Below are 14791 nucleotides of genomic sequence, written 5' to 3'. Positions count from 1 at the left end.
CCTGGTGATACTAAATCCATTTACATAGGAATCAATTGCAATTGTAATGACTGAGCGATCGCTGTTCCCATTCTTAGAGGAGATCGCTACCTCTATTAAAATAAGCAATCGCCTAATACTCGCACACTTTAATTTACCAAATCAGGGAATACCTCTTGCACAGCAGGATGCACTAAGTGATGATTTTGTACGTTCACACCCTTAGCTAATGCTGGGTTAACTTCCAGTACTATAATTCCCAAATTCGCCAACTGGACGACATAAGGTAATGTACTGTTGTTTAGTGCCTGAGTTGCTGTCCAAGGTACTGCTCCTGGCATATTGGGAACGCCATAATGTACCACACCCTCTTCAATGTATACCGGATTTGTGTGGGATGTAGCATGCAAGGTTTCTATACAACCGCCTTGGTCAACAGCAACATCAACTATTACAGAACCAGGATGCATTTGTTTGACCAATTCGCGGGATACTAGTGTTGGTGCCCTACGTCCCAGTACTAAAACTGCACCGATGAGCAAGTCGGCTTCAATGACTGCGGCTTCAATATGAGCAGAGTTGCTGTAAAGCAATTCCACTCTAGAGCCAAATAGGGTTTCTAGGTAAGATAAGCGCTCGACACTCACATCTAAAATCTGTACGCTAGCACCCATGCCTATGGCAATTTTAGCTGCCTCTGTGCCGACAACGCCGCCACCGAGAATTACTACTTTGCCTGGTTTGACTCCAGGTACACCGCCCAAAAGGACTCCTCTGCCACCTTGCTGACGTTCTAGGAATCTGGCCCCAAATTGTACTGCTAGCCGACCGGCAATAACGCTCATGGGGGTGAGCAAAGGAAGTCTATTAGCACCAGGTTGTTCTACAGTTTCGTAGGCGATCGCACAAGTGCCACAATCAATTAAATGCTCTGTCAATTTGCGATCGGCTGCTAAATGTAAATAAGTAAATAATATCTGCCCTTTCTGCAAAAATTTATACTCAGATGTCAGCGGCTCTTTGACTTTAACAACCAATTCCCGATTCCAAGCCGTTTCTGATGTAGGGACAATCTCGGCTCCAGCACTTCTGTACTCGTCATCTGTAAATCCAGCACCAGTACCTGCTTGCGTCTCGACGAAGATGCTATGACCATTTTCTCGCAGCACCCGCACACTAGAAGGACTTAAGCCTACTCGAAACTCTTGATCCTTATTTTCCTTGGGAACGCCGATTTCCATGTACCGCCTCTGATAATTTTTTTGTTTAACTGTAGCCTGCCAATCTCAAGCTTGCTACGTCTATATAAGGGATAGCTGTATTAGAGATAGCTAATCTCTGTTCTAAGTTTCTCAATTTAATCTGACTAGACCCAAACTCTTATGCTTGACTATTACCCCAGTATTTATACAATATATAAAGAATAGTAACAATTTATTAATAGAACGATTGTATAGCTCTCTACTAAGAAGCTTTTGCTGAATTTCTCAAGTCATCTTGGCATTCAAGCACTGCAATCAGCTCATAAGCTACTCTGACTTTTCAGGTCATGTGAAAAAGTTAACGCAAAACCTAACCCCCTAACCCCCTTCCCGCATCGGGAAGGGGGAAAATTCAAAGTATCTCTTTTTTTAGGAGAGAGGTTTTCGAGATATAGAGTAAAAAGTCAGATAAGCTACCAAGTGTAGGGTAAAGGTTAAGGGCAAAAAAACGAGTCAATTCCTTTAACCTTTACCGCTTATCCACACTTCCCCGACTTCTGCTGTGAAGTCTCATATCAAGTCGTTTGCTGAAAAAAGGTTTCTTAAAAATGACACAACCACAACCAACAATTACACCTAAACTAGAGGAGCCTAAGTTTGGCTTTAACGAATATGCTGAACGCTTGAATGGTCGAGCGGCAATGATTGGCTTCGCTATAATGCTAGTGATTGAATATGTCACCAATCAAGGGGTGCTATCATGGCTGGGTCTGAAGTAGTGCTACTAACAAGCACAAGGTGGAAGTTGTAAGCTAGTAATTAAAAGAGTTTTAACCAGCTGGAACAACCAGTTGGTTTTGACTTTAGTAGCGTCTCGTTGGCGCAGCCCAAGGTAGAGAAGAGAAGCTATGCCGTAGGCTTTACGCTGTGCTAACTGTTCGCCTTTGGCGTTGCCGCAGGCAGACGCTCTCTACGAGACGCTACGCGTAGCTAGCTTCCCCGAAGGGGTACGCGGACTCGTTGGCGTAGCCTCTCGTAGAGAAGAGGCTGCGCTATCGGCAAGAACCACCGCTCAACGCCAGTTCCTTTAAGTAGGGGAACCCCACCAACGGACTGGCTCGACTTTGCGCTATTTACGCGCCCGGCGTACTAGATACTTTAATTAGACTTATTCGTAAATTATTGCCCTAGAATGTAAACAAGAGAGAAATAGAAATACCTATTAGTGATTGAAATATTACAAACTTGCAACTAGTATATGCAAGACGATTAATGAGTATACTTCCCCCCTACTAAAGAAAATCATAATTAGTGTCTGCCTTAGATGAGAAAGGCAAATTACGGGTGATGTATTCTTGGTAAATATACACAAAAGGTGAACTGGAACCAACCAAGCTGTGATGAATGCTGTATTACCTCGTTTTTTGAAGTTAACCTACCGAAAAGAGCCACTAATCAGTGTATTGATGACAATGGGCGTTATGGATGCCCTGATTGGCGGATTGAATGATAGCTGGTCGTTGTTTGCTTTTGGTTTAGGAACGACAGGGATAGCGCTAGCCTATAAGTTATGGCGTTTCCAGCAGCGTCGTCCTTTACCAGAGGAGCCTGTAGCGCAACATTATTTGCCCTCTCGTTCTTCTAGTCCGCCTTTACCAATGTTAAGCGTTTCTAAGAAAAAACCACCTCTTTAGGAAGTGCAGAGTTATTACTTAATAACTCTGCAAAATTGATTGGGTGACCGTATATATAAAAGTGAGGAAAAAGAGTGAGTAGTGAGGGAAGAGGTGGGGGTAATTTTCTGCGACCGTATATTATCCTGGTATTTATGGCAGCTGTTACCCTTCCAGTGACTATCTGGCAAGGGTTTCACATTCATCAAGCTAATGCTGCCATTGAAGTAATACCAAACTCCCAAACTACCAGCAGCTTTGCTAATGCCCAACTACTTTACACACTCACAGGACATAAAGGAACCGTTAAATCCCTCGCTTTCAGTCCAGATAGTAGAATTCTTGTGAGTGGAGGTGCAGAAAACGAGGGTGTAATTCGCCTGTGGAATCCAGCAAACGGCAAAAAGTTGGCGGATATTAACAAAGCACACAAAGCAGCCGTAGAATCTTTAGTGATTTCGCCAGATGGGCAAACCCTTGCTAGTTGTAGTGATGACAATACAATTAACCTCTGGAACCTGAAAAATTTAAAATTTAGTCGCTCTTTTGTCGGACATACCAGTAACGTATTATCTTTAGCGGTGTCTCCTGATAGTAAAGTTCTAATCAGTGGAGCTTTGGATGGGATTCGTCTATGGGATTTGCTACAGGAGCGCCCTCTAGGGACTCTAGTAGGCTTTGATAATTTGATTTATACCCTAGCCATTAGTCCTGATGGACAGACCTTGGCTAGTGGTGACGATAAGGGTGTAATCAAGCTGTGGAATTTGAGTACTGGTAAATTAATCAGTGAATTTGTAGCTCATTCTAATGCTGTTAGCGCTGTCATGTTTACACCAGATGGACAAACATTAGTTACTGCTAGCCGCGATCGCACAATAAAACTGTGGAATATTAATACTGGAGAATTAGTCCGCACCCTTACAGGACATAATAACTGGGTAAATGCGATCGCCATTAACCCCGATGGACAAACCCTTGCTAGTGCCGGCAGAGATGGGATTAAATTGTGGAATTTAACTACAGGTGAGTTAATAAATACACTCAATGGACATAGAGACTGGGTGAGTGCGATCGCTTTTAGTCCAAATGGTAAAATTCTTGCCAGTGGTGGATTTGATCGACAAATCATGATTTGGGGGATTCCACTAAAACCTAATTAACAGCGATCGCACCAAATAATCGTGAATTCGTAAACTATATCCTCGACTTCTTAAAGAAGTCGGGGATATAACTTGTCTGAGATTTTCATGCTCCTTCCGAGGCTTAGTGACTCGCTATCGCTAACGCTATTGGAAACACGATGCCAGTCGCTCATCGGAATTTCCTCAGACGCTCTCTACCAGACGCTGCGCGTAACTTGCTTGTCTAGTAGGGTACGCGCAGCGTCTGGTAGAGAAGAGGCTGCGCTATGGGCGGCATCGTCTCACGCCATTTGCTACAACGGGGGGAAAATACGCAACGCAGTGGCTCCTCTTGTCCCAAAGGCAGAGGCTAGCTCAATACCTTTGAGTTAAGACATTTCTTTGTTGGGGTAAGCAGGGGGAGAAATAAAAGGCTTAACCCAAGCGTATTGGAGGCTAGCTCACTACGCGGACTCTCCGTTGTAGTGACTACCGTCCAGGTTTCTAGGATGATGGTGATTTTTAGACAAAAGAGTTATCAAAATTTCCCGTATTTGCTAAACTTTAGTCTTGCCTTTTTAGAGTTTTTATAGTAGAAAATCAACCAAAGCTCAGATCAAATTTTGCCAGAACTAGCCAAAATCAATGATGGTAACAACCAAGAGCGATCCCCAAATCTTGAACAACTGTAAATACTTGATGAAAATACAGCCGAGCTAATATCTTAATCCAGCAAATTCCTGTAAGTATAAACATAGGTAATTGAAAATCATCTATGCAGCTACTTGCCCTCTAGAAACGGAACAATTTTTCAACTTAGACAATCTTAGAAATGGTCATCGTCAGTAAATGGACTCAGGTAAAAATCACTATCTCGTTTGAATCAAAGGTTTGCAGCGCTTAAGCGCTACTTGCAAGGTAGGACAACTTGCTACTTAAATGATGTTTAATTTTCCCGAACTGCTTTTGATCCCCATTTCGATAGAATGAATGACTAAGCAGAACCTAAAACTCAAAACCGCTTTTGACTGCGACGCCCATGAATCAACTGAACAATGGTTTTACGCTATTTCTAAGTCTGCTAGTCGAGGCGATGCCTTTTTTGCTTCTTGGGGTTTTATTCTCCAGTTTGCTGCTGTTTTTTGTTGATGAGCGCAAATTAGTAGAAAAAATGCCCAAAAATCCACTGCTGGGTGCTTTAGTTGGCAGTATGATCGGCTTTTTATTTCCGGTGTGTGAGTGCGGGAATGTACCAGTAGCGCGGCGGTTCCTAATTCAGGGAGTACCCACACCAGTCGCAATTGGTTTTTTGCTAGCAGCACCAACAATTAACCCAGTTGTAATTTGGTCAACTTGGACAGCATTTCGAGATCAGCCAGAAATAGTGGTCTTACGAGTCGTATTTTCCTTAGCGATTGCCACAATTATCGGCTTTGTTTTCAGTTTTCAAAAGGACTTAAATCCCATAGTCCAACCTGCGATCGCTCGGTATATGAAGTTTAATCCGCCCGCCCAGCCGGAAATCAAACGCCGTGGTAAGCGTTACGAAGTACAACAGGAAGCAACAGTACCGAATATCTTGCAATCGGGGACTTATATCTTAGGAGGAAAAGCAGGTATACCTCTGCGGATAGATGCTAACTTGATACCGCCTACTACAATCTCTAGTTCCAATAAACCGCTTGCAGATAAACTGCGCCTAGTGGTGGATAACAGCATCCAAGAATTCCGAGAATTGGGCGGAATCATGGTTCTCGGAAGTGCGATCGCTGCTGCTATTCAAGTCCTAGCTCCCCGTGAATTAATTCTCAGTTTGGGTGCTGGGCCCATTACCTCAATTGTGGTCATGTTGATATTAGCAGTAGTAGTGTCAATTTGTTCTACAGTCGATTCTTTTTTTGCTCTATCTTTTGCCTCAACTTTTAGCAGCGGTTCATTGTTGGCATTTCTGGTATTTGGGCCCATGATTGACATCAAAGGCATTGGTTTGATGTTATCTATTTTTAAGCCCAAAACAGTTTTTTACTTATTTGCTTTAGCAGCACAATTAACATTTGTGTTCACTCTTTTCCTGAACTTGCACGTCCTTTAAAAAATTAGTCATTTGTCCTTTGCTAATGACTAATGACTAATGACTAATGACTAATGACTAATGGCTAACAAAAATCCCAAATCTAAAATCCCAAATCTGTTACTCCCTTGGCTGGATGCTTTAGCAATTACAGCTTGGGGCATTTTGATGTTGAGATATTGGCTAACTAACAAGCTGAACCTGTTGATTCACCCAAATTACATTTGGTTCGTGGTCGTGACTGGTATCAGCTTGATCATTATTGGTTTTTTGAAGATGCAGGAACTTTGGCTGCGGCGTCGCCGTGATCTGACGCCAAACACCCAGCATATTAGTTTATTTCGCCCTGGTTGGAGCAGTGCTTTGTTGTTGACTACAGCGATTCTAGGTTTTATCATTACACCGCAAGTTTTTGCTAGTGACAAAGCACTCCAAAGGGGTGTGACAACTGATTTATTGGGAAGCACACGTGTCAAACCCCAAGCCTTTCGGGCTACTGTTCGCCCAGAAGAGCGATCGCTTGTAGACTGGGTACGCACCGTCAATGTTTATCCAGAGCCAGATACATACGCAGGACAAAAAGTCAAGGTGCAGGGATTTGTCATCCACCCGCCAGATATCGGAAAAGAATATTTGTTCTTAGCACGATTTGTCTTAACTTGCTGTGCAGCAGATGCTTACCCTGTGGGATTACCTGTCAAACTTCCAAACAATCAAGAATTTTATTCTCCTGATACCTGGCTGGAAGTCGAAGGACAAATGGTGACAGAAAATTTGGCAGGTAAACGCCAACTTACTATTGCCGCTACCTCTCTCAAAAAGATTCCCCAACCGGAAAATCCTTATAGTTATTAGTTATTAGTCATTAGTCATTAGTCATTAGTCCTTTGTTGATGCCCCATGCCCAATACGCCATGCCCCATGCCTAATAACCAATGACTAAATCTAAAGCATTTATTCAACCACTGGATCGGATAGCGATCGCACTAATGCTACTGCTGAGTGTGCTGATTGGGTTAATCATATTGCAAGGTGATGTGGTAACTGCTCGTGTCCGGGAATTTACTTGGCAAAATCAACAAATTGGGGCAGAAGATAACTCCTTCACCCTCACCTTCAGCCGCCCAATGGAAGTAAAAAGCGTAGAAGAGAACTTGAAAATTGAGCCGCCCCTAGCAGGTAAATTCAGTTGGGCAGGGCGGCGGATGGTTTATACATTGGTGACACCAGCACCCTATGGCACGAATTATAAAGTGCAGTTACAGGGAGCCAAAGATAAGTTTGCGGAACAAGAAGGCAAAAATCGGGTGATAGAGCCTTTTGTTGGTAGCTTCCGCACACGCGATCGCGTCATCCTTTATATAGGAACCGATCAAGAAGAACAGGGACGGTTAGTTCTTTATAACTTGACCCAAGAGCAAAAAAGGGTACTTACCCCTAAAGACCTGATAGTAATGGACTTTGAGTCGTTTCCTGATGGGGAGAAAATTTTATTTTCTGCTCACACAACCAAGAACCAAGACTTACTTTCAGCTCAACTGTACACGGTGACAACAGGCGTTTCTGGTAAATCTGGACAAGAAGCAGAACCAGGAGGCAAAGTTGACCTGACTTTAGATAGTAAAGATTATCAAAACCTGAAATTTGACTTATCACCTGATGGGCAAACTATTGTCATTCAGCGCGGAAACAAAACTAATCCTGGAGACTTTGGACTATGGTTTATGCCAGCAACCAGTGACGGTTCAAAAGAAAAACCTATCCCTAAACGTCTGCAAAGCCAACCGGGGGGAGACTTTATGATCACGCCAGATAGTAAAGCCGTAGCAGTTGCCCAAGGACAGGGAGCAGCAATTTTACCACTGCAAGGTGATGCCAATAAACCCCTAGACTTTCTGCCGCAGTTTGGTTTGGTACAGGCTTTCTCCAAAGATGGCTCTCAAGCAGCGATGGTAAAGTTTAATACAGATTACACGCGAGATTTGTTTTTAGTGACAAACCAAGGTGTGCAGAAACAACTATTAAAAACAACAGGCTCAATTCTCAGTTGCCAATTTGATATCGCCTCACCCACCCTCTACTGCTTGCTGACACAGCTAGTATCCAAGGAACAATACATAGAACAGCCTTATGTGGTGGCAATTGATCTAAAAACCGGGCAACAGAAACCACTGCTAGTACTACCTCCCGCTCAACGGAATGTGCAAATGAGTTTATCTGCCGACGGTTTAGGGTTGTTATTTGACCAAGTAGTACCGCAGACAAACCCGACATCATCACCCACAAACACTTTGAAAACTGATGATGGAGATACGATCGCTACCAGTAGCCTGTGGTTAATGCCTCTGTTGCCCATCGCTGATGCTGCAACTGTTGAAATTAGACCAGAACAACTCCCTTTAACTGGATTTCATCCTCGTTGGCTACCTTAATCAAAATAGGACTTACGTAAAATAAGCTGTTCCTCAAAAACCAAAGCATATTTCATTGTGTTGACGGTTGACTCTCAACAGTCAACCGTCAACGACTTGTAAACGCCCACCAGAAGGCTTACCTGATTTTATTTTAAAAAAGAATATCTTCTGATAATTTTTCTTATAATTTTAGTGCAAATAATCATAATTTACTAATGTTTTGAAAAGGGAATTTTGAGGTAAAATGCTCGAAGACAATAAAGACTTGCTAAAAGATAATTACCCTAGGAAAAAAGCAATGATTAACAACCAATTTCAAAGCCTTGACTCAATTGATGGTGTAGAAGATATTTCCCAAGAAAACGCCGCTGCTTATTCTGGTGGAAGAGTCATTTTATATGATGGAAAAAACGAGGGAGGGACATCCCTTTCCTTCACCACAGGATATGTTTCAAATCTCGGCAAGTACGGTTTCAACGATAAAACCTCATCTATCGAAATTACAAATTCTCAGAGATGGCAGTTTTGGCTAAATACAAATTTCCGAGGTAATAGCATAACTTACGGTAAAGGAAAGTTTAATCTCCAAGGAATATACAATAACAGCATTTCGTCTTTATCACGCACTCGTTAAGCAGTGGTAGAGTGACTTGTGTGTTGAGTAGGATGTTTGAAAAGTTTGTTGGTAACAGCAATACCTCCCAAACCTAACTCCTCTACCCCCTTCCCTATCTTAGCGTTCGCGCAGCGTCTCTAAGAGTTGCGGCATGAAATGCGGCAATGGGGATTTCAAAGCCTCTTTCCCTGTGGGGAAGAGGAATGGAAGCGGAGTTTATAGTATAGTTTGCGACTTTTCAAACATCCCTGACACTTAAGTTTTAGGAGCTAGCAATTAAAAATGAAAAAAATGATCAACCCTTTACCATAATTGAGGGAAATTCTTTGCTACCAAATCTACAAAGGGCAAGGTATGCCTTGCCCTTTTATTGTGAGAAAAATAATGTCAAGCATCTACCTTAAGTTCTCTAGACAATTGCTAATGTAGAAGACCTTTATTAATTGCTTGATTTGAGATATTAGTACTTTAGATTTTCTAAAAGATATTCTCCCATCAAAAAATGGTTGGGTATCGTCCTTAGTCAATAGTCAAGAGCCAACAATATAAAATTTAATTATTTTTCCTCGTTCCTCCCACCCTTTATGGTAAGCTACTCCAACTTTGATTTTCTACCTTCAGTTCAAGAAAACAAATTTCTGCCACCAATTAGTTGTTAGGACAACATTCGGTTGTCCGAATGAGAAGCCGCTTTACGTCTACGTTCTTTCCTAATTTTGCATAAGTCCTGATAGTGATGAAAATTATTTTCAGTAAATTTTTGCCAGCAAATCTATGAAAATGACAAATCTAGGATTATTAGTTTCCGCTATTTTAGGAAGTTTTTTGCTTTCGTTGACTTCAGCTAATGCTGTTATTTTAGTAGAACCAATTGTTACCACACCTAACAAAAACTTCCCTGACGGAGAGGGACTTGGAAACGATTTCCGACCTCTAAATGATATATTGGCTAGCAATGCCCCTGATGTAGGTAATCTACAAAATTTATTAAATGATACAGGCTACACAATAAACCAATTATCTCTATTATTGTTGACAAACATTGATTTTATTGAAGGAAAAGTAGAGTGGGGAGATGTAAATGGAGACAGCAAAATTGGTCTATCTAACATTTTTAGCAATATCACCATCGCTCCTGATTTAGTTCTGCAAGACACCCCTTTTCCTCGGTTGGATTTAACAGATGGAATAATCTCAGATGGAAATCGTTTTACCCTCCAGTTTATTACTAGTCCAGATTTAAGTCCTGTAGATCCTCAAAAATACGGTCCTTTGGTGACAGGAGTTTTTTACGACGGCTTTAAATCTGTTCCCGAACCCTCTACTATTCTTGGTTTTACGCTTGTAATAGCGCTAGATCTTAGGTTAAGGTTAAGAAACAGCAAGTGAATATATAGCGATCCTAAATGAGTCGTGAAAAATATAGATAAGGAAACGAACCGCCTTTCCAACTCTTGGAAAGGCTGCGCCAAAGGAGCGCTACGCGTAGCTTGCTTCCCCGTAGGGGTACGCGCAGCGTCTCCAAGAGTTGAACGCACTGTACTTCAATTCTTTCTCAGCAAAGTAAGGTTGATGACTCTTCTCGCCAGAACGTTGACAAATTCTCATTTATTGGATTTGAAACTATAAATTGATAATTTGTCCAAGCTTCCCAAAAAATATAAATTGATAGTATTCCTAAGAACATACGAAGCACTAAACTAACGGTATTATCTGGTAGTTTCGGCAATGTGCGAGTACTCATCTGAACGCCTAAAAGACCTCCACATCCCAAAACTATACCTTGAACAAACAGAATATTTCCCTCTAATGTGTGTCCTGTGCAGGCAGCTAAAGCAGTGATCACAATCACACCCAAACTAGTCTGAATTGCTACTTTAATTTCTTCTCCCAATAGCAACATTTGTAGTGGCACCATAATCGTACCGCCGCCTAAGCCAAATAAACCTGCTAAAATTCCTGCTGCTCCTCCAGTGCCAATTTTAGAAACTAATGGGTTAAATACTGGGGCTATATTCTCTATTTCATTGAAGGCCAGTTGCTTGCGAAGCTCAATCAGATAGATATTAGCAAGTAAAATGATGCCAAATGTAAAAAGTATTATATAGGATGGAATTTTATTGGCGAAATATACACCTATTCCAGTAGTTAAAAAAGCTGGAATTCCTAAATAAATTACTCGTTTCAAGTCAAAGTAGCCCATCCACCAATTCTGCAAACTTCCAGAAATTGAAGTAATCACAATAGCAAGGCTACTAGTAGCGATCGCCTGAACGGGAGTATAACCTAGTGTGACTAAAAGAGGAATTGTGATAATACCGCCACCTATTCCTAAAAGTCCAGCTATGACTCCAGATATTAAACCCCCGGTCACTAAAATCAACCAACTAAAATCAATCATAAATAGGTCTTTTCTACATAACTGACTTGGTGTGATTAACCTTGTACTGTTACCGGATGGCTAACAACACCTCCATAGAGCAATCCAGAATCATTCCACGGAACTGTACTCGGTTGTGTGTTACCTAAATTGTCAGTAGCACGAGCTTGGAGAAAATATTCCCCAGGAACTGGGTTCCATTCAATGTCCCACCGTGTCCATGCAAATGGAAAATTTGGTTCTCTCAGTCGTGCAAATTGCCAAGTTTTACCGCCATCTAGGCTGACTTCCACACGCACAATCTTTCCTTTCCCAGACCAAGAACGTCCACGTAGTAAGTGGGTTCTAGCAGAAAGCGTAGCTGGCCAAGCCAACTCAAAGGCGCTTTTAACATTTTGGTAGGTAATCAGTTTACCTTTATACGGAGCGATCGCTGGGTAATCTGCACCAACCAGCACCATCTGCTCCGTCACCCACTGGGTATATATCGGTGTTTCGGAAACCTCAATCCGCTCAATCCATTTAACGTTGGCGTTTCCTCCCCAACCAGGGAATAAGGCACGGCATGGCTGACCATGATCTGGAATTAATGGTTCTCCGTTCATTGCATAGACAAGGAGCGAGTTATCTGCTAAAGCCTTGGCAATCGGAACTACATTGTTGAACTTGGATTTATTCGTCCCCTTTGAGTCCAGCGAATCCACATCTGCGCCCTCAACGAGTACGTCTTTTGCTGTGGATTTCAGTCCAGCTCGCTCTAATAATATGCCAAGTGGTACACCAGTCCACTCAGCCACACCAATAGCCCCAAGCCTCCACCGGGTTCCAGGGAGTAGTGTGTTGTAAGCTTCTTCAAAGAAGCGCCGACCATTAGCAGCACACTCAATGGCACAAGTGACTGAAATGGACGGCATAGCTATGATTTCATCGTAAGTAAACTCGCAGGGGGCAGAAACGCCAGTTCCATGAATTTGTAAACGCCATGTAGATGGATCAAAGGTCGGAGGTGTACTGCGGTTATGAACATAGAACCAATCATTTGGTACTAAATAACCGCGCCCATACATTGCTTCCCAGTTCATCTCTAATGTGCCTTTGCTATGAGAAATATACCCTGGTGGCAAAGGCTTAAGTATTTTACTGCCTTTAGTTTTAATAGCTGCCTGACTATAAGCAGGCGCAGGTTTAGCTAACCCTCCAATGGCTGTTGCACCAACCATAGTGGCTAGTATTTGCAGAAAGCGCTGGCGCGAAATACCTGCATCTGTACTTTTTTGCCAGATATACTGATCAACCCGTGCGTGTAGATAATCCTCCTGGTCAAAGAGGTTTTCATCGCTCAAGCTATTACCCCCTTGTAATTATTTGTAATTAAATATTGGCAGGCAGCAAAGGAGTTGAAATTCTGCCTCTGCTACCTGTTATTCTGCACAAATATCGATTTTTGGCAAGAAAAAGGAACGAGACTAACCCTCTATCGCTGTCCAAACACCAGTTATCTCATCTTGTGTGTAGTTGGGCAAATAGTGAGCAAATCCGTTTCTAGCTATTTGGGCGATCGCATCAATAAAGCGCTCGCAATCTTCCAATGTATTATATACAGCAAAGCTTGCTCGGATAATACTAGGAATGTTGCGCGTAATTCCCCTGTCTACTTCTTTGGCAATTTCGCAGTCTTGCTCGTCTGAAATATTCTTGAGCTTGCGAATGTATTCGTATGTGCAGAAAGCCCCAGCCCGAACCCCAATTCCGTATTCTTGTGCCAGAATCTCTGCTACTAAGCGTCCATCAAACCCATCAATATCAAAGGGAATAACATGGGCTAAATTGTCTCCTGGGATATGTACTTTGACGCCAGGAATCAGCCCAAGCCGTGTAAATGTGAATTCAACTAAAGAGTGTTCATACTGAGCAATGCGATCGCGCCCAAGTGCTTCAATAATTTGAATGGCCTTGGCAATGGCAATAGCACCCATTGCGTTTGGTGTTCCAGGGTCATGGGCCCGTTCTGTATAAAAACGCTTTATCTCTAGGTTTCTGGTGATATAAGGCAGGTTTCCACCCCCGATTTGATAAGGGTAGGAACTATCAAAAAATTCCTTTGGCCCCAGCAAAACCCCGGTTCCATAGGGTGCATACATCTTGTGTCCAGAAAAAGCCACAAAATCTAAATGACATGGGTCATCATCTGCACGCATATCTACTCGTTCATGCTGGATTAGCTGACACACGTCAGCGAATATCTTAGCACCATACTGATGTGCTAAAGCTGCAATTTCGTAAATCGGGGGTCTGTAACCTGTAATTGTTGAAGCACCTGTAATAGTCACTAACTTAATTTGCTCGGCTTCGGGGAGATTTTGGTGTGCCTTGAAGATATCTTCAATTTCTGCGACACTTACACTTCCGTCCGGCTGGGTTCTGTACTGCACAACTTCGTCTCTAGTAACCCAAGGCAGCAGGTTGGATGAATGCTCAATATCAGAAACTAAGATTTTCCCAGGTTTTTTTGTCCAAAGTGTGGCGGCTCCATTAATTGCTTCTGTTGTATTCTTCGCAAAGATTACATAGTTATCTGAAGATGACCCCACAAAGTCTCGAATAATATTCCGACTAGCGTCATATTCTCGTGTAGTGATGATGGATTTTTGCCCGGAACCTCGATGCACGCTGCCATAAGTGTCAAGCATTTCATCCACATACTGCTTTAGGGTTGCAAAGGGAGTGGTTGTAGCTCCATTATCCAAGTTGACGTATTTGACATACTTTCTGTTAAAAGTTTTCACCCTGAAAGACAGAGACTCATCTGTGAATAACGGTCTGATTTCTTTGTCCCAAAAACTGTCAAAATTTTCTGCAACCAGCGGTAATTGGGCAGCTTCTTGCTTTATATTTGCGCCCATTGCAAGTACGTCAGTCATCTTTAGCACCTCTATTTTAAATTTTTATTTTTTGGACAAGCCTAACTGCCATAAAGCTTTATTCAACGCAATAATCATCTCAATGGCAGTAATGATGGTCTTTATAATTACTTTCTTGCTAGTAGAAAACTCTGTTATTCAAATTATTCTTTAATAAAATAATAAAAAAGCATATACGTATTAATACTGAATTAATTTCTTTAAAAAGTAATTTATTATACAATGTAAAAATATTTATAAGTAGTCAAGTATACTTTAAACAATTTTTTTGTAGTAATTAAATAAACTTGACACATTGAAGGCAAGTTGATAGAAAAAGCCTTTTATTAACTAAACCTGGAATTGCTTACTATGACTGTATTTACCAAGAAAAAAGCACGTACTAAGTTGAGATTGCTCTTTAAAAAAGTT

General features: G+C 41.9%; 13 protein-coding genes. 9 read left to right on the top strand and 4 right to left on the bottom strand.

The annotated features are described in order from the left end of the window. Positions 1-128 precede the first annotated feature (128 nt). Positions 129-1220 carry an alanine dehydrogenase gene (ald, locus tag V7L29_RS13610; protein ID WP_334735812.1) on the bottom strand — a complete coding sequence of 364 codons (1092 nt, stop codon included), beginning with the start codon at positions 1218-1220 and terminating at the stop codon, positions 129-131. A gap of 569 nt (positions 1221-1789) precedes the next feature. On the opposite strand from ald, the gene V7L29_RS13605 reads away from it, so the two are divergent. The 9 genes from V7L29_RS13605 (at position 1790) to V7L29_RS13565 (ending at position 10468) form a co-directional block, all read left to right on the top strand. Then, on the top strand, positions 1790-1960 hold the full coding sequence (locus tag V7L29_RS13605) for a chlorophyll a/b-binding protein (RefSeq protein WP_334690857.1): 171 nt from the start codon (positions 1790-1792) through the stop codon (positions 1958-1960). Between the two features lie 171 nt (positions 1961-2131). After that, complete coding sequence (locus V7L29_RS13600) at positions 2132-2272, top strand: hypothetical protein (RefSeq protein ID WP_334735811.1); 141 nt, start codon at positions 2132-2134, stop codon at positions 2270-2272. Positions 2273-2581: 309 nt separating this feature from the next. Next, entirely contained in the window at positions 2582-2875 is a 294-nt protein-coding gene (locus tag V7L29_RS13595; protein ID WP_334690856.1) for a hypothetical protein, read from the top strand. 74 nt (positions 2876-2949) lie between these two features. Then, positions 2950-4017, top strand: coding sequence for a WD40 repeat domain-containing protein (locus V7L29_RS13590; protein WP_334735810.1), 1068 nt, complete (start codon positions 2950-2952; stop codon positions 4015-4017). A 1000-nt stretch (positions 4018-5017) separates the two neighbouring features. Beyond that, positions 5018-6070 (top strand): permease, encoded by a 1053-nt coding sequence (locus V7L29_RS13585; protein WP_334735809.1) that lies wholly within the window; start codon positions 5018-5020, stop codon positions 6068-6070. Positions 6071-6130: 60 nt separating this feature from the next. Further along, on the top strand, positions 6131-6904 hold the full coding sequence (locus tag V7L29_RS13580) for a TIGR03943 family putative permease subunit (RefSeq protein WP_334735808.1): 774 nt from the start codon (positions 6131-6133) through the stop codon (positions 6902-6904). Between the two features lie 80 nt (positions 6905-6984). Continuing rightward, a complete protein-coding gene (locus V7L29_RS13575; RefSeq protein ID WP_334735807.1) occupies positions 6985-8481 on the top strand; it encodes a hypothetical protein in 1497 nt (498 codons plus the stop codon). A gap of 280 nt (positions 8482-8761) precedes the next feature. Continuing rightward, on the top strand, positions 8762-9097 hold the full coding sequence (locus V7L29_RS13570; protein ID WP_334690851.1) for a beta/gamma crystallin-related protein: 336 nt from the start codon (positions 8762-8764) through the stop codon (positions 9095-9097). Positions 9098-9853: 756 nt separating this feature from the next. Next, positions 9854-10468 carry a PEP-CTERM sorting domain-containing protein gene (locus V7L29_RS13565; protein WP_334735806.1) on the top strand — a complete coding sequence of 205 codons (615 nt, stop codon included), beginning with the start codon at positions 9854-9856 and terminating at the stop codon, positions 10466-10468. Positions 10469-10634: 166 nt separating this feature from the next. Here the strand turns inward: V7L29_RS13565 and V7L29_RS13560 are convergent, their stop codons facing one another. The 3 genes from V7L29_RS13560 to V7L29_RS13550 form a co-directional block, all read right to left on the bottom strand. Then, complete coding sequence (locus tag V7L29_RS13560) at positions 10635-11480, bottom strand: sulfite exporter TauE/SafE family protein (protein ID WP_334735805.1); 846 nt, start codon at positions 11478-11480, stop codon at positions 10635-10637. A gap of 35 nt (positions 11481-11515) precedes the next feature. Then, positions 11516-12802 (bottom strand): sulfite oxidase, encoded by a 1287-nt coding sequence (locus tag V7L29_RS13555; protein ID WP_334735804.1) that lies wholly within the window; start codon positions 12800-12802, stop codon positions 11516-11518. Between the two features lie 123 nt (positions 12803-12925). Then, entirely contained in the window at positions 12926-14380 is a 1455-nt protein-coding gene (locus V7L29_RS13550) for an aminotransferase class V-fold PLP-dependent enzyme (RefSeq protein WP_334735803.1), read from the bottom strand. Positions 14381-14791: the final 411 nt, after the last annotated feature.

It is taken from the genome of Nostoc sp. (assembly GCF_036916575.1).
Lineage (GTDB): Bacteria > Cyanobacteriota > Cyanobacteriia > Cyanobacteriales > Nostocaceae > Nostoc.
Note: the sequence above shows the minus strand (reverse complement) of the source record. Positions and strands in the feature narration are given on the sequence as shown.